Annotated in this window: 16 protein-coding genes and 1 tRNA gene; all 17 read right to left on the bottom strand. The window is 42.5% G+C overall.

Features of this window, described 5'->3' with window-relative positions; all coding sequences use genetic code 11:
* Positions 1–65: 65 nt before the first annotated feature.
* The 17 genes from CGICJO_RS07595 to ruvB all read right to left on the bottom strand — a co-directional run bounded on the left by CGICJO_RS07595 (position 66) and on the right by ruvB (position 16,907).
* Positions 66–1,070, bottom strand: coding sequence for a sensor histidine kinase (locus CGICJO_RS07595; RefSeq protein ID WP_486498421.1), 1,005 nt, complete (start codon positions 1,068–1,070; stop codon positions 66–68).
* 4 nt (positions 1,071–1,074) lie between these two features.
* The gene (locus CGICJO_RS07590; RefSeq protein WP_087379970.1) at positions 1,075–1,746 is read right to left on the bottom strand and encodes a response regulator transcription factor; all 672 of its coding nucleotides are present in this window, start codon (positions 1,744–1,746) and stop codon (positions 1,075–1,077) included.
* 56 nt (positions 1,747–1,802) lie between these two features.
* Positions 1,803–2,510, bottom strand: coding sequence for a tyrosine-protein phosphatase (locus CGICJO_RS07585; RefSeq protein WP_486498420.1), 708 nt, complete (start codon positions 2,508–2,510; stop codon positions 1,803–1,805).
* A 31-nt stretch (positions 2,511–2,541) separates the two neighbouring features.
* Positions 2,542–3,612: a 3-isopropylmalate dehydrogenase gene (gene leuB / locus CGICJO_RS07580; protein WP_087379964.1), complete on the bottom strand. Its 1,071-nt coding sequence runs from the start codon at positions 3,610–3,612 to the stop codon at positions 2,542–2,544.
* A 168-nt stretch (positions 3,613–3,780) separates the two neighbouring features.
* Complete coding sequence (locus tag CGICJO_RS07575; RefSeq protein ID WP_486498419.1) at positions 3,781–4,413, bottom strand: histidine phosphatase family protein; 633 nt, start codon at positions 4,411–4,413, stop codon at positions 3,781–3,783.
* A gap of 72 nt (positions 4,414–4,485) precedes the next feature.
* Positions 4,486–4,559: transfer RNA gene (locus CGICJO_RS07570), tRNA-Gly, on the bottom strand.
* An 88-nt stretch (positions 4,560–4,647) separates the two neighbouring features.
* Positions 4,648–6,981: an ATP-dependent Clp protease ATP-binding subunit gene (locus tag CGICJO_RS07565; RefSeq protein WP_486498418.1), complete on the bottom strand. Its 2,334-nt coding sequence runs from the start codon at positions 6,979–6,981 to the stop codon at positions 4,648–4,650.
* 78 nt (positions 6,982–7,059) lie between these two features.
* The gene (locus CGICJO_RS07560; protein ID WP_486498417.1) at positions 7,060–7,704 is read right to left on the bottom strand and encodes a CDP-alcohol phosphatidyltransferase family protein; all 645 of its coding nucleotides are present in this window, start codon (positions 7,702–7,704) and stop codon (positions 7,060–7,062) included.
* 79 nt (positions 7,705–7,783) lie between these two features.
* The gene (locus CGICJO_RS07555) at positions 7,784–8,503 is read right to left on the bottom strand and encodes a CvpA family protein (protein ID WP_486498416.1); all 720 of its coding nucleotides are present in this window, start codon (positions 8,501–8,503) and stop codon (positions 7,784–7,786) included.
* 13 nt (positions 8,504–8,516) lie between these two features.
* Positions 8,517–10,112: a DUF5711 family protein gene (locus tag CGICJO_RS07550; RefSeq protein ID WP_087379949.1), complete on the bottom strand. Its 1,596-nt coding sequence runs from the start codon at positions 10,110–10,112 to the stop codon at positions 8,517–8,519.
* A 22-nt stretch (positions 10,113–10,134) separates the two neighbouring features.
* Positions 10,135–10,872 carry a tRNA pseudouridine(38-40) synthase TruA gene (gene truA / locus CGICJO_RS07545; RefSeq protein ID WP_087379946.1) on the bottom strand — a complete coding sequence of 246 codons (738 nt, stop codon included), beginning with the start codon at positions 10,870–10,872 and terminating at the stop codon, positions 10,135–10,137.
* Positions 10,873–10,913: 41 nt separating this feature from the next.
* Positions 10,914–11,714, bottom strand: coding sequence for an energy-coupling factor transporter transmembrane component T family protein (locus CGICJO_RS07540; protein ID WP_486498415.1), 801 nt, complete (start codon positions 11,712–11,714; stop codon positions 10,914–10,916).
* Positions 11,711–12,574 carry an energy-coupling factor transporter ATPase gene (locus CGICJO_RS07535; protein ID WP_087379939.1) on the bottom strand — a complete coding sequence of 288 codons (864 nt, stop codon included), beginning with the start codon at positions 12,572–12,574 and terminating at the stop codon, positions 11,711–11,713. The genes CGICJO_RS07540 and CGICJO_RS07535 overlap by 4 nt, the downstream gene beginning before the upstream one ends.
* Positions 12,571–13,422: an energy-coupling factor transporter ATPase gene (locus tag CGICJO_RS07530; RefSeq protein WP_087379936.1), complete on the bottom strand. Its 852-nt coding sequence runs from the start codon at positions 13,420–13,422 to the stop codon at positions 12,571–12,573. Before CGICJO_RS07530 ends, CGICJO_RS07535 begins: the two co-directional genes overlap by 4 nt.
* A gap of 34 nt (positions 13,423–13,456) precedes the next feature.
* Positions 13,457–14,323 carry a class I SAM-dependent methyltransferase gene (locus tag CGICJO_RS07525; protein WP_486498414.1) on the bottom strand — a complete coding sequence of 289 codons (867 nt, stop codon included), beginning with the start codon at positions 14,321–14,323 and terminating at the stop codon, positions 13,457–13,459.
* Between the two features lie 74 nt (positions 14,324–14,397).
* Entirely contained in the window at positions 14,398–15,747 is a 1,350-nt protein-coding gene (gene glmM, locus CGICJO_RS07520; protein ID WP_486498413.1) for a phosphoglucosamine mutase, read from the bottom strand.
* 134 nt (positions 15,748–15,881) lie between these two features.
* Positions 15,882–16,907: a Holliday junction branch migration DNA helicase RuvB gene (gene ruvB / locus CGICJO_RS07515; protein ID WP_442856080.1), complete on the bottom strand. Its 1,026-nt coding sequence runs from the start codon at positions 16,905–16,907 to the stop codon at positions 15,882–15,884.
* Between the last annotated feature and the right edge of the window lie 24 nt (positions 16,908–16,931).

The following is a 16,931-nucleotide window of genomic DNA, read 5'->3' as shown; positions in this document are numbered from 1 at the left end:
ACAGACTCAAGATGACATGGCGGTGACTCTAATATTACAAAAACGTCACTTTGAAGATTATTTTATTAAACCACCATTTTATAAAACCTAATGATAAACCTTGCCCCGCCCTCTCTTTTGTTTTGGGCTTTTATTATGCCCTCCTGTCCGGTGATTATCATTCGGGCAAGGGCAAGCCCTATCCCCACGCTGTTGGGGTCAGAATCTTTTCCTCTGTAGAACCTCTCAAAAATATGGGGCAAATCCTCAGGGTCAATGCCTTTTCCGTTGTCCTCAATGATAAATTCCGTGTAAATATTTGTTTCAGAAGCTGAAACCTTCACTGTTCCGCCCTCCGGCGTATGCTCCATACAGTTTTTAATAATGTTTGCAACCGCCTCACATGTCCACTGAAAATCAGCATTTACAGAACATTCACCGCACTCACATATAAAGCTCTGATTTTTTAAATCCATAGCCACCGCCACAGGCTCGTAAGCCTTTTTAACAAGGTCCGAAACAGAAATTTTCTCCTTTGTCATAACAAGAGTTCCCGTATCTATTTTAGAAATTTTCAAAAGCACTGAAATAAGCCACTGTGTGCGTTCAGTAAGCCTTGTAAGCTCTCTGATAAGTGACATGCGTTCGTCACGGCTCAAATCACTTTTTCTCATTCTTATAAGAATAAGATTTATGGCGGTAAGAGGAGTTTTGAGCTGATGAGAAATATCCGCAATGGAATCGCTTAAATAAATCTTGTCCTTTTTAAGTGTTTCCTTTTGCTGATTTAAAATAGCCACAAGCTTTTCCACCCTGTCGCTTAAAATGGCAAGCTCCCCCTCTTTAAAGCTTTTAAAATTTATTTTGCTGCTTCCGTCCAGGATTTTATCTATTTCATAGGTGATGTTTGATATTTTTCTGTATCTGAAACATGTGGCGGCAACATAACAAATTGTTATGAGTATCTCCCCCACGGCGGTTATTATAACAGCCCTTTCATTAAAAAACACATACTGCAAACCGCAGGTCGCCACAATAACCACCAGTGCAAAACAAAGTAAATATTTTGAACCTTTATTTCTGAAAATCATATTTCTACCTTCCCAGCTTGTAACCAAGACCCCTGACAGTTTTTATAACCGCAGGTTTCTGAGGGTCATCCTCAATTTTTTCTCTCAGCCTTTTTATATAAACAGTCAGAGTATTGTCATTGACAAAATCCCCTGAAACGTCCCAAATCTCATCAAGGAGAGCATTTCGTGTCAGAACCTTTCCACGGTTATTAAAGAAAACCAAAAGCAGCTTGTATTCAAGGGCAGAAAGAAAGATTTCCTTTCCGTTTTTCTGGACAGTTCCCTTTACAGGGTCAAGCCTTATCCCGCCTTCCTCCATAGAAGAAGGAGTTTTTCCGTATCTTCTCAAAACGCTTTTAATTCTTGAAATAAGCTCTCTGGGGCGAAAGGGCTTGTTTATATAGTCGTCTGCACCCATATCAAGGCCGGCAACCACGGAATACTCATCACCGGAAGCGGTAAGAAATATAACCGGTATATCCTTTGATGATTTTATTCCCGAGCAAACCGCAAAGCCGTTGCCCTGAGCCAAAGAAATATCAAGTAAAACCAAGTCAAAATCACTGTTTTCCACCATCTCTAAAGCTTCGTTCTGTGTTGACGTGCTTTCAACCATAAAGCCCTCATCCTTTAGAAATGCGCTTAGATTTTCAATAATGCTCTTGTCATCCTCAACCAAAAGTATTCTGTTCATTTTAACCTCCTTTTTCAGATATAAAAAACCCACCGCCTAAGCGATGGATTTTTAAATCAGGTTTTGCTGAAAATCTCCACGCTGTTTTGGCAAAGCCTTTCCACAGCTGCTCTTCCCAGCTTTTTTTCAATATATTTTACAGCCGCACCATAGTACTTATAGGAATTTCTCTTTTCGGAATGTACGTCAGTGGCAACAATATGCACAAGACCCTCATCCACCAACCTTAAAAGCTTCTTTCTCGTACCTATTTCACAGTAGGAAACAGCATTTGTCTGAAACAGTATTCCCATATTAACCATATCAACTATCTTATCGTGGTTTTTCATAAGCTTTGGATATCTCTCAATATGGGCAAAAACCGGAGTAATTCCCTTTTGCTTTAACTTCAAAAGATTGGTATAACTGCCATCCTCAAAATCAGAAGAATAAGCAAATTCCGTAAGCATGTAATTGGATTTTCCGTAACAAAGCTTATTGAGAACATTTTCCTGGGAGAAAAGATAATCGGTTACAAAAACCTCCGCCCCAAGCCTTACCTCAATCCCCTGAGGAATACTGTCTTTAAGGCTTTCAAAAGCTGCTTTTCTCTTTCTCAAAAACTCCTTTGTCGGAACCATGTGTGAATAATAATGAGGCGTAAAGCACACACATTCCACACCCTGCTCTTTAAGTCCTCGGAGAAGTTTTACACTTTCCTCCACACTTTTAGAGCCGTCATCTATTGAGGGCAAAATATGTGTGTGCAAATCGCAGTGTTTCATTTAAACCTCTCCTTTTGTAAGACTGTATTTATCAGATAAGATTGCTGATTAAATCTCCCATCTCACTGCATGAAACCTTAGTTGTTCCCTCTGTGTAGATATCAGGAGTTCTGTGAGTAAGCAAAATTTTATTTACCGCAGCTTCAATAGCATTTGCAGCCTCAGGCTGATTAAGAGAAAATCTCAGCATCATAGCAACGGAAAGAATAGTAGCAATCGGGTTTGCAATGCCCAAGCCTGCAATATCAGGAGCACTGCCGTGGATAGGCTCGTAAAGACCGCTCTGATTTCCGTTAAGACTTGCAGAAGCCAGCATACCAATAGAACCGCTTATCATTGAAGCTTCGTCGGAAAGAATATCGCCGAAAATATTTGATGTAACAAGAACATCAAACTGACCCGGATTTCTAACAAGCTGCATTGCGCAGTTGTCAACATACATGTGGTTAAGCTCAACCTCCGGATACTCTGCGCTTACCTTTATAACGGTTTCTCTCCAAAGTCTTGAAGACTCAAGAACATTTGCCTTGTCAACGCTTGTGAGCTTCTTGTTTCTCTTCATAGCAAGATCAAAAGCAACTCTTGCAATTCTCTCGATTTCAGGAACTGTGTACATCTCTGTGTCGTAAGCCGCAGGATTGCCGTTTACTTCTTTTCTGCCTCTCTCTCCGAAGTAAATACCGCCTGTAAGCTCTCTTACAACCATAATGTCAAGGGCGTTGCCGATAATCTCATCCTTCAAAGGAGAAGCGTCCTTCAAAGGCTCAAAAATAACAGCAGGGCGAAGGTTTGCAAAAAGGCCAAGAGCGCCTCTGATGCCCAAAAGACCTGCTTCCGGTCTGAGATTTCCCGGAAGTGTATCCCACTTAGAACCGCCTACTGCGCCCAAAAGAACGCTGTCAGCAGCCTTACACTTATCTATAGTTTCCTGAGGAAGCGGAACGCCTGTAGCGTCAATAGCACAGCCGCCCAAAAGCGCCTCATCATAGTTTACCTCAAAGCCGAACTTTTCAGCTGTCTTGTCCAATACCTTAACTGCCTCGTTTACGATTTCCGGACCGATGCCGTCGCCTTTCAGCAGTACAATATTATACTTTTCCATTTTCAGGACCCCTTTAATTATATAATTAAATTAAAGCGATGCGGGTCGAAACCTTGTAACAAACGCTTATAATTTCACTTTAACGATTTAAATTATATCACAAAATCCGCATTTTGTAAATATTCAGAGATTTTATCATCAACAAATCATAAAATCAACAGAGCCTTATCAGTTTTCCTCGTCCTCCGGCTCTCTTGGAACTGTTTCAAAAACCTCAGCCACCTTGTCCCTCTGCCACAGCAAAGGAGTAATTCTCATGGAGTATCCGCAGCCCGGATCCATCTGCCATTCAAAGGGCTTTGCCTGTGGCAGTCCGTAAACCGCTAATATGGTGGAAATAACTCCGGCATGTGTAACAATAACACAATCTGTTGTTCCGGTTTTCATAAGACCGTTTACAACATCCTCAAAAAGCCTGCAAACACGTCTTGCAAAGTCGGCGCCGCTTTCACCTTTTGGAGGCTTAACCTCGGAGGAGCCTGCCAGCCATTTTTCAAAATCCTCGTCGCCTTTCAAATTCTCGGCGGTAAGACCCTCCCACTCGCCGAAGGAACATTCAATAAAACCGTCCAAAACAATGGGTTTCAGGTTTGGATAAAGGATTTCACAGGTTTCCTTGCATCTTTTCAAAGGCGAAGTAAAAAGAGCCGTACAGTATGGATATTTGCAGAAATGGTCAAGCTTGCGCAAATCCGCCTTTCCCTTGTCGCTTAAGGGAACATCAGTTGTTCCTATGTATCTTCCCTGCATGGTTTCCTCGACAGCTCCGTGCCTGATGAGATGTATATTATAAGATTTCATTACATTTCTCCTTTTGCAAAACAAAAAGTTTTCGGGTACGAAAAAAGCCCGGTATAATTACCGGGCTTTAAGTGGAGCGGATGATGGGAATCGAACCCACACGATCAGCTTGGAAGGCTGAAGTTCTACCACTAAACTACATCCGCATTTCCTATCTCTCTGCGACGGGATTTATTATAGCATAAACCCCGCCGCATGTCAACAACTTTTTTGAATTTTTTTGATTTTTTAAAATTAAATTACCTGAAGCAAAAGCTCCTTGCCGTCGGATGAGAGATGTATACCGCAGATACCGTCATTGCCCGCTTCGATAATAGCCCTGGTAATTTTATCCTCGGCTTCTCTTCTGATAATATTTCTCAAATCTCTTGCGCCGCTTACGCCGTTTGCGCCCTTCTCTGCAATGTACTTGCATGCCTCATCGTCAAAGGTAAAGCGAATATTCTTCTCCTTGAGAGTGTCCACATACTCATTGAGCATAAGAGCAGCAATCTTAATATAGTCATCCTGCTCAAGAGGACGGAAAACAATAATCTCGTCAACTCTTGCAATGAACTCAGGACGCAGGAACTCTGAAAGGGCCTTCATAGCCTTTTCCTTTGAAGCCTCCTGCTGTGTCTTTCCGAAGCCTATAGCGCTTTCACGCTTTTCGGAACCGGCATTTGAGGTCATAATGATAACTGTGTTTTCAAAATTAACAGTTCTTCCCTGAGCGTCTGTAAGTCTGCCCTCGTCAAGAATCTGCAAAAGAATATTCAAAACATCCGGATGAGCCTTTTCAATCTCATCAAAAAGCAAAACTGAATAAGGTCTTCTTCTTACCTTTTCGGTTACCTGTCCTGCCTCGTCGTAGCCCACATATCCTGGAGGTGAACCTATAATCTTGGAAACCGAGTGCTTTTCCATAAACTCGGACATATCAAGTCTGATGAGGGTTTCCGGAGCGTCAAAGAGTTCCTTTGCCACAACCTTAACAAGCTCTGTTTTACCAACGCCTGTAGGGCCTACAAAGATAAATGAAGCCGGACGGCGTCTTGGAGAAATCTGCACTCTGCTTCTTCTGATAGCCGCTGACAAAGCGTCTACCGCCTCGTCCTGTCCGATAATCTTTGATTTAAGCTTATCCTCCAAATCCATAAGCTTGGAAAGCTCGTTTTCTCTTATTCTTGTGGACGGAATACCTGTCCAAAGCTCGATAACCTTGGCAAGGTCCTCTTCTGTAACCTTGTTAACAAGCTTCTCCTTATCAATTCCCTTAAGCTGTTCATCAACCCTTGCAAGCTCGCTGGTAACTGTTGCAAGCTTTTCATAGTCGATTTCCTCAGCCGCAGAAATTTCTTCCTTGTTGTATATAAGCATAGCCTTTTCGTCGTTGAGCTTCTCGTACTCCTCAGCTTCCTTATTTCTCAAAGATGCGCAGGAGCAAGCCTCGTCCAAAAGGTCGATAGCCTTATCCGGCAAAAATCTGTCGCTTATATATCTTTCGCTGAATACAACAGCCTTTCTTACTATGTCATCCTCCACGGTTACGTGGTGGTGATTTTCATAATATCCCTTAACGCCTGTCAAAACCTCGATTGTTTCGGCTACAGTAGGTTCTGCAACCTTGACAGGCTGGAATCTTCTCTCTAATGCGCTGTCCTTTTCGATGTACTTTCTGTACTCGTTAAATGTAGTTGCGCCGATAACCTGAATTTCGCCTCTTGAAAGAGAAGGCTTCAAAATATTGGCGGCGTTCATTGTACCCTCGCTGTCGCCGGTTCCCACAAGATTGTGAACCTCGTCGATAAAGAGGATTATATTTCCCGCCTCTTTAACCTCCTGGGTAAGACCCTTTATACGGCTTTCAAACTGACCACGGAACTGAGTTCCGGCAATCAAAGCAGTAAGGTCAAGGAGCTGTATTTCTTTATTTGCAAGCTTGTGAGGAACCTGTCCGTTTGCAATTCTCAAAGCAAGACCCTCTGCAATGGCGGTTTTACCTACGCCCGGTTCACCGATAAGACAAGGGTTATTCTTTGTTCTTCTGCAAAGAATCTGAATAACTCTCTCTATTTCCTTATCTCTTCCGATAATATTATCAATTCTACCCTCTCTTGCCTTTTGGGTCAAATCCTCACAGTAAAGGTTGATATGCTTTCTGTTTTTCTGCTTTTTATCTCCCTTTTTCTTCTGGTTTTTCTCGGTTTTTTCCTCGCCGGTTTTAGCTCCGCCGAACATATTCTGCAAAAATGCAGGGAATGTGGGAGCGCCGCCAGGAGAAAATCCCTTGTCACCGTCGTTATCCTCAGAGCCGTCCTGTGTATCGTCGGGAGCTGCAAGTCCCATTGACTCCATCATCTCTGAGATATCGCCGTTTTCTGCAAGCTCGTTCATAAAACCGCTCATCTGGTTCTGAACAGCTTCCAAATCCTCGTCGCTTATTCCCATCTGTTTTATTAAATCGTTTACCGGCTTAATGCCCATTTCCTTGGCGCATGTAAGACAATAGCCCTTTGTTTCCCCGTTAGGTCTGTTATCGGAAACAAACACAACAGCCGGTCTTTTGCCGCATTTAGCACATAGCATAAATCTTATTCCTTTCCCGAGCCTGAAAAACAAACTCATTTACAAAGTTTCATTGAAATAATATTTCAATAATATATATTACTTAATCTTATTTTTTATTTTATCTTTTACACCCTTAACCTGGTCTTTGACCTGTTTCATCTGCTGAGAGTATATGTGATAGTACATAACCAAAGCAAAAATCATCAAAGCTGCGGTTATTGACAGCAGTACAAAGGAAAGCACGTCGTTTTCATACTGAAAGAATGCTTTCAAAAATACAATAAGGCAAACGGAAAAATAAAACATTATAGTTCCGACTTTTCCGTACCACTTAGCCGGAGATGGAGTAACATTGCATTTAATCAGAGCCATTCCACCAAGCAGCATTAAAAAATCCTTAGCCATTAAGATAACTATTACCGGAGTGACAATAGGCATATATACGCAAAGACAAATGCCCACGGAAATCAGAGTAAGCTTATCGGCGATAGGGTCAAGAATTTTTCCCAAAGCCGTAACCTGATTAAGCTTTCTGGCTATAAGTCCGTCAAAACAGTCCGTCAATCCGGAAGTGATTATGAGAACAGCCGCCTCAATATATTTTTCATTTAAAAAGCAAATGATAAATGGAACAATAAGAACAATTCTGCATATTGACATAATATTCGGAATTGTCATTACTTTATTTATTGTACCAGATTCCTCGCTGCTGTTATTACTTCTTTCTTCCATATTATTCATATTTTCCTTCTCCCCAAACTCTAAGGTTCGGTTTTCTCCCATATCCAACATCATTATTTATGCAAAACTATATATTCCGTTAAGAAAACATACCCGCAATATTATTTATAATATCTCCTGTATAGAAAGCCTTAAACAAGAATGAACCGTCAATAGCCTCCTGAGTCAAGAACGGAATAGTGTCCCCGGTCAAAGGCATAGCCATTCTGACTAAAGATACAACGAGCATTACCAAAATAACGCCTTCGGCGATACCGATAACGCCTCCGAAAACTCTGTTAATAAGACTCAGCACAGGAAGCTCAAAGAACTTGCTGAGAAGTCTTGCCAAAGCCTTGAATACTGCGTAAAGTACGAAAAACAGTATTATCATAATGATAATTCCGATTAAAGCTGTAAACGCAGGCGAAATAAGACCCTCAACCGCAGTAGCCGCAGAGTTTATTGACTCCTGATTGTTATTTTCAATCCACTGAGAGACAGTTCCCTGGTCAAAGGAAGTGCCGCTAAGAAATACCGCTGCAAAGGACGGAATTGCAGAAAGAATACTTGTAATAACAGCTTCCGCTCCGTCTCCTATGGAATTTCCTATAGACTGGGAAACCTGTTCTGTAATGCCGCTTTTAAAAAACGTTTCGTAAATTGAATTTGAAAGAGAGGGACTCAGCAATACTGCAACAGTAAAAGCTGCCACTAAAGCCACAAAATTTAAAAGTGTAATTGCGGCGCCCCTTCTCCATCCTGCAAAAAAGCAAAGTAAGATGATTAACAACACAATACCATCAAGCAATAAAGACATTTCCTGCTCCTTTCTAATTACTTTCAGTAAATTTTATATATCTAATTTCACTTATTCCGAGAACATAGGCCTCACGCTGACCGTCCATAAGCAGCGCAGCCGCATCTGCCCCCGCATCTGTATTATATAGCTCGTTTCCGGATTTGTCAAAAAGTCTTGCCGTTCCGTTATCTATAACGCCAATTTTGTTTGAATAAGCGTCAATGGAAATAATTCTGCAATCGGTGTCAAAAGAAGTTTCAATCTGACCGCTTGCGCTGTACACATACAGAGAACAAAGTCTTCCGTCACCGTTTCTTGAAAGTGAAACAACAACTGACTGAAGGTCCTTGTCGATATCATAGGCGGTAAGCTCCATGTCGTTGTAGGAATTTCTGACAATTTCATTTTTTGAAAGATCAACAACACCGCAGGCGTTATTTCCTACAAAACCAACCTTATCCGCTGTTAAATATTCTACACTATAAACCACTGTGTTGTCAATTTCAAAGAATTCTACAGGTGTTTCCTCTGTAATGCTAAGGTAGTAAACAGCTGAAACAGGCTCACCGTTCTTAGCTGAAATACCGGAAGCCACAATCTTTGAACCGTCATCACTAAGTGCAATAGTGTTTATATAATACTCAGAAAAAGCATATGTGTATACTTCCTCGTTTGATGAGTTGTAAACTCTCATATAGCTTATGTATTCGTCGTGCTGAGTTACAATAGCATAGCTTCCGTTTTTGCCTATGTCGGCAGTAATAATAGGAAGGTCGCCGCTGCTTTCAAAGACAACCTCGTCAAGGGAATCAATTCTGTAGCCCTTTCCGCCCAAATCATAGGTAAGGCTTCTTGTGCCGTTTCCAACCATAACCGGTGTGGAAAAGCTGTGCTGTCTGTTAAAAATATGATTTCCGGAAGAGTCAAGAGCCACAATGTTGCTGTTTGAAGCATAAGCAAATTTTCCGCTCATTTCCATAATATTTCCGCTGGAAACCTCGGAACCGTTTATCAAAACAGGATATCCTGAATTATCGCCTCCGCCGAAAAGGTCATACTGTATCCAGTTTGCGCAGGACTCCAAATTCATAATGTTTCTGCTTGTAACAGCAAAAACCACTATGCAGAGTACCAAAACGATTACCGCAGCTGCGCCGACCTTTTTCTTGTTGAGTGCTTCCTGAGGGGCAACCTTTCTTTCATAGTTGTCAATAGGCAAATCCTCGTAGCTTAAAACCTCTCTGTCAGAGCCTCTGACAACGGCTTTTTCATATCTCTGAGGATTTTTCTTTTCGGAAGGTCTTTTGTATCTGCTCTTGTAGCCATCTTTTTTTGAAGAACCGCCGGAGCTTTTCTCATCGGAATATCTCTTTCCGGTTCCTGACTTTGACTTTTTTACTCTAAAGCTGAAAACAGAACGGACTGCATCCGCAATGTCGCCCATATTATTTTCATTTTTTTCCTCTAAATCTTCAGCCTTCTCAGTTTTCGGCGTATCCTTTTCGCCGGTGAGCTTTTCCCAGATACTTACAACCTTTTTGTTTTCCGGCTCTCTTTCTTTCTCACCGGTCTTTTTGCTGTTGTTCTCAGGGACATTTCCTTTATTTTCATCTTTATTTTTTCCCATATACTAACTCACTTTCCAAAACTCAGTAATTTACCTGATTAAGATAAAGTCCGCAGGCTGGAGCCGTAGGCCCGGCAAATTTGCGGTCTTTTTTTTCTATAATCTCTTTTATACCATCCTCGGGAATTTTTCCCTGCTGAACTCTCAAAAGCGTTCCAACCATAATCCTCACCATGTTATACAGAAAACCGTCGGCTTCCACTTTCATGGTTACAAGGTCATTGTCCCTCTCAACTGAAAACATCTTCACATTTCTCACAAAATCACCCTTTTCCCTTTTGTCAAGGGTGCAGAAAGATGTGAAATCATGCTTACCCACAAAAGCCTGGGCAGCTCTGTGAAGCTGTTTTTCATCTATTTTATATCTGTAGTGGAGTGCGTATCCGTTTAAAAATGGATTGCGCACCTCGCTGTTCCAAATCTTATAAATATACTGCTTGCTTTTGCAGCTGTATCTTGCATGAAAATCCTTATCAACTTCACGGCAGTCATATACGGCAACCTCCATAGGCAAATGCCTGTTTAAAGCCGCTTTAAGCCTTTCAGCAGGTATGGGATGCTCCGTTTTCAAGCTTATACAATACATATTTGCGTGAACTCCGGAATCAGTTCTGCTGCATCCCTTTATATCGGCATAACCGCCGATAATATTGTAAAGGGCATTTTGAAAAACCTCCTGTACCGCAAGGGCGTTTTTCTGAATCTGCCACCCGTGAAAAGCTTTGCCGTCGTATGAAATTGTCAGCAAAAGATTTCTCATTTAATCATTCCCAACATAATTACATCATTTAAAATTGCCTGTCATAAAAAGATGTTAAGTAAAATCACACCGCAGGCAACAATCACCATAAATACCGCAGCCTTATAATCAATAGCGGTCATGTGCAGTGATTTCATTCTTGTTCTGCCGCTTCCGCCCTGATAGCATCTGCATTCCATGGCGGTTGCCAAATCATAAGCTCTTCTGAAAGCCGAAACAAACAGCGGAACCAAAATCGGAACCAAAGCCTTTACCCTTTTTACAATGCCGCCGCTTTCCATGTCGGCGCCTCTTGCTTTCTGAGCCTGCATAATTTTGTCCGTTTCCTCTAAAAGAGTAGGAATAAACCTTAAGGCTATGGTCATCATCATAGCGATTTCATGAACCCTAATTTTGAAAAATCCCAAAGGCTTCAAAAGTCTTTCCAAAGCGTCGGTCAAATCTGTAGGCGACGTGGTAAATGTAAGACCGGAGCTTACCAAAATAAGGCTTATTATTCTCACGGTAACAAAAATAGCGTTTCTGATACCGCCGGTGGTTATTTTCAAAAATCCCCAGCTCCAAAGAACATCGCCTGTGCCGTAAAGCAGGTTTAAAACCGAAGTGAAAATAACAATAAATACAATGGTTTTTACACTTTTCAAATACATCTTTGTGGGCACGCCGCTTAAAAGAACGGTCAGAGCCACAATAACGGCGGTAAACGCCAGTGAAAAATAATTGCCGGTGCAAAAAATAAGGACAATGAAAGCAACCAGCAAAACTATTTTCATTCTTGGGTCCAGCCTGTGAAGTATGCTTTTTCCCGGGAAATACTGTCCCAGGGTTACGTCACGCATCATAGCTTGCCCCTCCTTTTCAAAACCTCTGCGATTTCAGCCGCCGCCTGGTCAACGGAAAGAATACCGTCTGAAAACATGCCGCTGTCGCCGTTGAGGTCAGCCATAATTTTTGTAATCTGGGGAATTCTCAGTCCTATTTCTGACAGCTCGTCTCCCCTTGCAAAAATATTTTTTGTATTGTCAAACATCTGAAGATGTGATTTATTCATAACAAGAACCCTGTCGGCAACACGTGCAATGTCCTCCATACTGTGAGAAACAAGCAAAACCGTGTTGTTTCTTGCCTTGTGGTACTCAGTTATCTGACTTAAAAGCACGTCACGTCCCATAGGGTCAAGACCTGCGGTAGGCTCGTCCAAAATCAGAATTTCCGGGTCCATGGCAATAACTCCGGCGATAGCGGCTCTTCTCTTTTCTCCTCCCGACAAATCAAAAGGAGATTTATAGAGAAGCTCCTCTTTAAGTCCTGTAAACATTGCCGCAGAACGGACACGCTTGTCAAGCTCTTCACCGCTTATTCCCATATTTGTTGGTCCAAAAGCGATATCCTTGTAAACAGTTTCCTCAAAAAGCTGGTATTCCGGATACTGAAAAACCATTCCAACCTGGAAACGGACTTTTCTTATCTCCTTTGGGTTTGCGAAAATATCCTCGCCCTTTAAAAGCACCTTTCCTGAGGTTGGCTTTATAAGACCGTTGAGCATTTGCACCATTGTGGATTTTCCGGAACCGGTATGTCCGATAATTCCAATAAACTCACCTTTTTCAATGGAGAAATTCACATTGTCAACCGCCTGTTTCTCAAAAGGCGTTCCGGCACCATATACAAAACTCAGGTTTACAGCTTCAAGCACACTCATTTAAGCACCTCCCTGAGCATCTGCACACACTCTTCCTCATTTAAAGGCATACGGTCGAACTTTACCCCCATTGACCTAAGCTGATAAACAAGCTCTGTAGCCTGAGGCACATCCAGCCTGTGCCTTTTCAGCAGTTCAACCTTTGAAAAAACCTCATGAGGATTACCCTCTGTAAGGATTTTCCCCTTATCCATAACAATTACCCTGTCCGCCATAACCGCCTCGTCCATGTAGTGGGTTATAAGCACAATGGTAATTCCGTTTTCTTTGTTGAGCTTTTTTATAGTGGACATAACCTCGTCCCTGCCACGGGGGTCAAGCATAGCGGTAGGCTCGTCCAGCACAATACAGTCAGGCTCCATTGCAATAATTCCCGCAATGGCAACTCTCTGTTTCTGACCGCCGCTAAGCTTATAAGGTGCGTGGAGTCTGTACTCGTACATGTCAACCTTTTTCAAAGCCTCGTCAACTCTTCGCCTTATCTCCTTAGGCTCAATACCCAAGTTTTCAGGGCCAAAAGCCACATCCTCTTCAACGATACTTGCCACAAGCTGGTTGTCAGGATTTTGAAGCACAAGACCTACTTTTTTTCGTATGTCGTAACACTTTTCATCGTCGCTGGTGTCCATGCCGTCCACATAAACCTTTCCCTCTGATGGCAGAAGCAAAGCGTTAAAGTGCTTAGCCATTGTGGATTTTCCGCAGCCGTTGTGACCTAAAAGAGCCACAAACTCACCTTTCTCAACGGACATTGAAATCCCGTCCAGCACATTTACAGTCTGCTGCTGATTTAGCTCATCATCTATATCATAATGAAATTTAACATTCTGAACTTTTATAAATTCCATTTTTTACTCCTAAGCAATAAAATTTAATCTACCGTTATCTTTCCCAAATGGCGGTAGAACCGCAGGGCAATACAAAACCGCTTTGTGTAACAGGCAAACCGATTTCATCCGCAGACACCCTGCCTTTAAATTTCGGACACAAGGTAACTCCCAAAAGATACTCCATAACACCTGATGAAAGACCTGTGGTGTAGGAATTAAGAATAAAAAATCTTGCGTCCTCGTGTAAAATATCACGGCACTGTAAAACAAGAGAATAGAGCTGTTCCTCCAGCTTCCAAACCTCTCCCCCCGGACCTCTTCCGTAGGAAGGCGGGTCCATGATAATTCCGTGGTATTTGTTTCCACGTCTTTTTTCTCTCTGTACAAACTTTATGCAGTCGTCAACAAGCCATCTCACCGGAAGCTTTTCAATTCCGCTGGAAACGGCGTTTTCCTTAGCCCACTGCACCATACCCTTTGATGCGTCAACATGACAAACTGTCGCACCTGCCGCCATGCAGGAAAGTGTTGCGCATCCTGTATATCCGAAAAGATTTAAAACCTTAAATTCTTTCAGACCTGATTTTCTGATTTTTTCAGCGGCAAAATCCCAGTTTACCCCCTGCTCCGGAAAAACACCTGTGTGCTTAAATCCCATAGGCTTGATATTAAACTTGAGATTTCCGTAATTTATCTGCCAACGGTCAGGCATTTTCTTAAACACTTCCCATGAACCGCCGCCGGTATTGCTGCGGTGATACATGGCATGAGCCTGCTTCCAAAGGGGGTGTCTTTTTTCCGTATCCCATATAACCTGTGGGTCGGGGCGTATAAGTATAATATCCTTCCATCTTTCAAGCCTCTGTGAACCGGAAGCGTCAATAAGCTCATAGTCTTTCCATCTGTCGGCAATTCGCATAGTCTTTAATCTTCCTTTAATAATAATATTCCTCTATGCGGCGAAAGCCATAAAAGCTTCCGCCGCATAATAAATCAGCTCAATCTGTCTCTAACTACATCAGCAGTTTCGTTTGCAAGCTTTGCAATCTTCTCTGCGTCCTCACCCTCTACCATAACTCTGATAAGAGGTTCTGTTCCGGAAACTCTTACGATAATTCTTCCGGTTTCACCCAAAATTTCTTCAACTCTCTTGATTTCCGCCTTTATCTCCTTGTCGGTATAGAAGCGCATTTTGCCCTCCTGAGATACCTTAACATTTATGAGAACCTGAGGGAATCTCTCCATAAGTGTGGCAAGAGAACTGAGTTTTGCATTACGTCTGTTTATAAGGCTCAAAAGCTGTACGCCTGTAAGCTGTCCGTCACCTGTTGTTGCATGGTTGAGGAAAATAATATGTCCGGACTGCTCGCCGCCGATATTATAGCCCTCTCTGAGCATTGTTTCAAGAACGTATCTGTCGCCAACCTTTGTGGAAACAAAATTCAGCTCGTTTACATCACAGAACCTGTTAAAGCCCATATTGGTCATAATTGTGCCTACAACAGTGTCCTTTTTAAGCTTTCCTCTGCTCTTCATGTCAAGAGCGCAGATAGCCATAACATAGTCGCCGTCAACAAGGTTTCCGTTGTCGTCAACAGCCAAGCATCTGTCGGCGTCTCCGTCAAAGGCAAGACCTGCGTCAAGGTTATGTTCCCTTACGTAGTCCATAAGGTGTTCCATATGTGTGGAACCGCACTCGTCGTTTATATTTACGCCGTTAGGATCGTCGGAAAGCATGTGGCATTTTGCGCCCAGACCCTCAAACAAAAGCTGTGCTGTACGGGATGCAGAACCGTTTGAACAGTCAAGAGCAATTTCCAAACCGGAAAGGTCATTGTCGATTGTGCACTGAACATGCTCTACATAATCTGCAACAGCGTTTGTTTCAATGGAAACAGTTCCCATATTTTCAAAATCAGGCTTAGAATAAGGAATTTTTCCGTCAAGAACGATGGCTTCGATTTCCTCTTCCAAATCGTCAGGAAGCTTGTAGCCGTCCTCGTTAAAGATTTTAATTCCGTTAAACTCAAATGGGTTATGAGAAGCGGAAATCATAATACCTGCGTCTGCCTTGTATTTGCCCACAAGATAAGCAACAGCAGGAGTAGGAATTACTCCCAGCAATCTGACATTTGCGCCAACGGAGCAAAGTCCGGCAATCAATGCGCCCTCAAGCATGTCGCCTGACAGACGTGTGTCCTTTCCTATCAAAAAAGTAGGGTGTTTTACTTCGTCGTTTATTAAAACCATAGCTGCGGCTTTGCCGATATTCATAGCAAGTTCGCAGGTAAGTTCAGTGTTGGCAACGCCTCTAACACCATCAGTACCAAAAAGTCTTCCCATAAAAAACTCCTCCTTGTCAAATCAAAATTCATTGTTTCAATCCAAAATTTTTGTAGGACTATTTAAACAGGATACCGACCTTTTAATAAAAACCCTTCCAAGAAGCCGAAATCCTGAATAAGGCAAAATAAAAATTACTGCCCGTCAAACAAACTCTGCTGTGAATTTTGCCCGGGGATTTTATCATCGTAACCCAAATGTCTGTATGCTTCCATGGTTACACATCTGCCACGTGGCGTTCTGCTTAAAAAACCAATCTGCATAAGATATGGCTCGTAAACATCCTCAATGGTGACAGCCTCTTCACCGATTGAAGCCGCCAGTGTTTCAATACCCACAGGGCCGCCGTTATAGTAACGTATCATAGCCTCAAGCATTCGCCTGTCGTTTTTATCAAGGCCCAGCTCGTCAATTTCCAGTCTGTCCAGAGCAATTCTCGCCGTGTCACAGGTAATAACACCGTTGGACATAACCTGAGCAAAGTCACGGACACGCTTTAAAAGTCTGTTTGCAATTCTCGGCGTACCTCTTGAGCGTGAAGCAAGCTCCAAAGCTCCGTCGTTGTCGATTTTTATATTCAAAATTCCTGCGCTTCTCTTAATAATAGCGGCAAGCTCCTCGGGGGTGTAAAGCTCAAGTCTCAAAATAACTCCGAAGCGGTCACGCAAAGGAGCCGTAAGCTGACCCGCCCTTGTGGTAGCTCCCACCAAGGTAAATTTAGGCAAAGCCAAATGATAAGAAGCCGCCATCTGACCTTTACCTGTAACAATATCTATGGCAAAGTCCTCCATAGAGGGATAAAGGATTTCCTCAACCGCACGGCTAAGTCTGTGTATCTCATCGATAAACAGAACGTCGCCGTCTGAAAGGCTTGTGAGTATCGCCGCCAAGTCGCCGGGCTTTTCAATAGCCGGGCCGGAGGTGATTCTCAAATTTACCCCAAGCTCGTTGGCGATAATGCCTGACAGTGTGGTTTTACCAAGTCCCGGAGGGCCGTATAAAAGTACATGGTCAAGTGTTTCCTTTCTGATTTTCGCCGCCTCAATAAACACCGCAAGATTTTCCTTAGCTTTTTCCTGACCTATATACTCAGAAAGTGTTTTAGGTCTTAAAGGATTGTCGTTTTCTAAAGTATCCTGGGGTATTTCCTCGGCGTCCATTATTCTGTTTTCAAAATCATATTC

It is taken from the genome of Candidatus Limousia pullorum (genome assembly GCF_057405065.1).
The sequence above is the reverse complement of the archived record's forward strand: the minus strand, read 5'-3'. Positions and strand labels throughout refer to the sequence as shown.

What these genes read in the sequence shown, in the direction of transcription:
- CGICJO_RS07565 (WP_486498418.1), bottom strand. Translation starts at nt 6,981, where the DNA reads ATGCTATGTGCTAAATGCGGCAAAAGACCGGCTGTTGTGTTTGTTTCC.
- CGICJO_RS07525 (WP_486498414.1), bottom strand. Translation starts at nt 14,323, where the DNA reads ATGCGAATTGCCGACAGATGGAAAGACTATGAGCTTATTGACGCTTCC.
- CGICJO_RS07585 (WP_486498420.1), bottom strand. Translation starts at nt 2,510, where the DNA reads ATGAAACACTGCGATTTGCACACACATATTTTGCCCTCAATAGATGAC.
- CGICJO_RS07560 (WP_486498417.1), bottom strand. Translation starts at nt 7,704, where the DNA reads ATGAATAATATGGAAGAAAGAAGTAATAACAGCAGCGAGGAATCTGGT.
- glmM (WP_486498413.1), bottom strand. Translation starts at nt 15,747, where the DNA reads ATGGGAAGACTTTTTGGTACTGATGGTGTTAGAGGCGTTGCCAACACT.
- ruvB (WP_442856080.1), bottom strand. Translation starts at nt 16,907, where the DNA reads ATGGACGCCGAGGAAATACCCCAGGATACTTTAGAAAACGACAATCCT.
- CGICJO_RS07575 (WP_486498419.1), bottom strand. Translation starts at nt 4,413, where the DNA reads ATGAAATCTTATAATATACATCTCATCAGGCACGGAGCTGTCGAGGAA.
- CGICJO_RS07555 (WP_486498416.1), bottom strand. Translation starts at nt 8,503, where the DNA reads ATGTCTTTATTGCTTGATGGTATTGTGTTGTTAATCATCTTACTTTGC.
- truA (WP_087379946.1), bottom strand. Translation starts at nt 10,872, where the DNA reads ATGAGAAATCTTTTGCTGACAATTTCATACGACGGCAAAGCTTTTCAC.
- CGICJO_RS07530 (WP_087379936.1), bottom strand. Translation starts at nt 13,422, where the DNA reads ATGGAATTTATAAAAGTTCAGAATGTTAAATTTCATTATGATATAGAT.
- CGICJO_RS07540 (WP_486498415.1), bottom strand. Translation starts at nt 11,714, where the DNA reads ATGATGCGTGACGTAACCCTGGGACAGTATTTCCCGGGAAAAAGCATA.
- CGICJO_RS07590 (WP_087379970.1), bottom strand. Translation starts at nt 1,746, where the DNA reads ATGAACAGAATACTTTTGGTTGAGGATGACAAGAGCATTATTGAAAAT.
- CGICJO_RS07595 (WP_486498421.1), bottom strand. Translation starts at nt 1,070, where the DNA reads ATGATTTTCAGAAATAAAGGTTCAAAATATTTACTTTGTTTTGCACTG.
- CGICJO_RS07550 (WP_087379949.1), bottom strand. Translation starts at nt 10,112, where the DNA reads ATGGGAAAAAATAAAGATGAAAATAAAGGAAATGTCCCTGAGAACAAC.
- leuB (WP_087379964.1), bottom strand. Translation starts at nt 3,612, where the DNA reads ATGGAAAAGTATAATATTGTACTGCTGAAAGGCGACGGCATCGGTCCG.
- CGICJO_RS07535 (WP_087379939.1), bottom strand. Translation starts at nt 12,574, where the DNA reads ATGAGTGTGCTTGAAGCTGTAAACCTGAGTTTTGTATATGGTGCCGGA.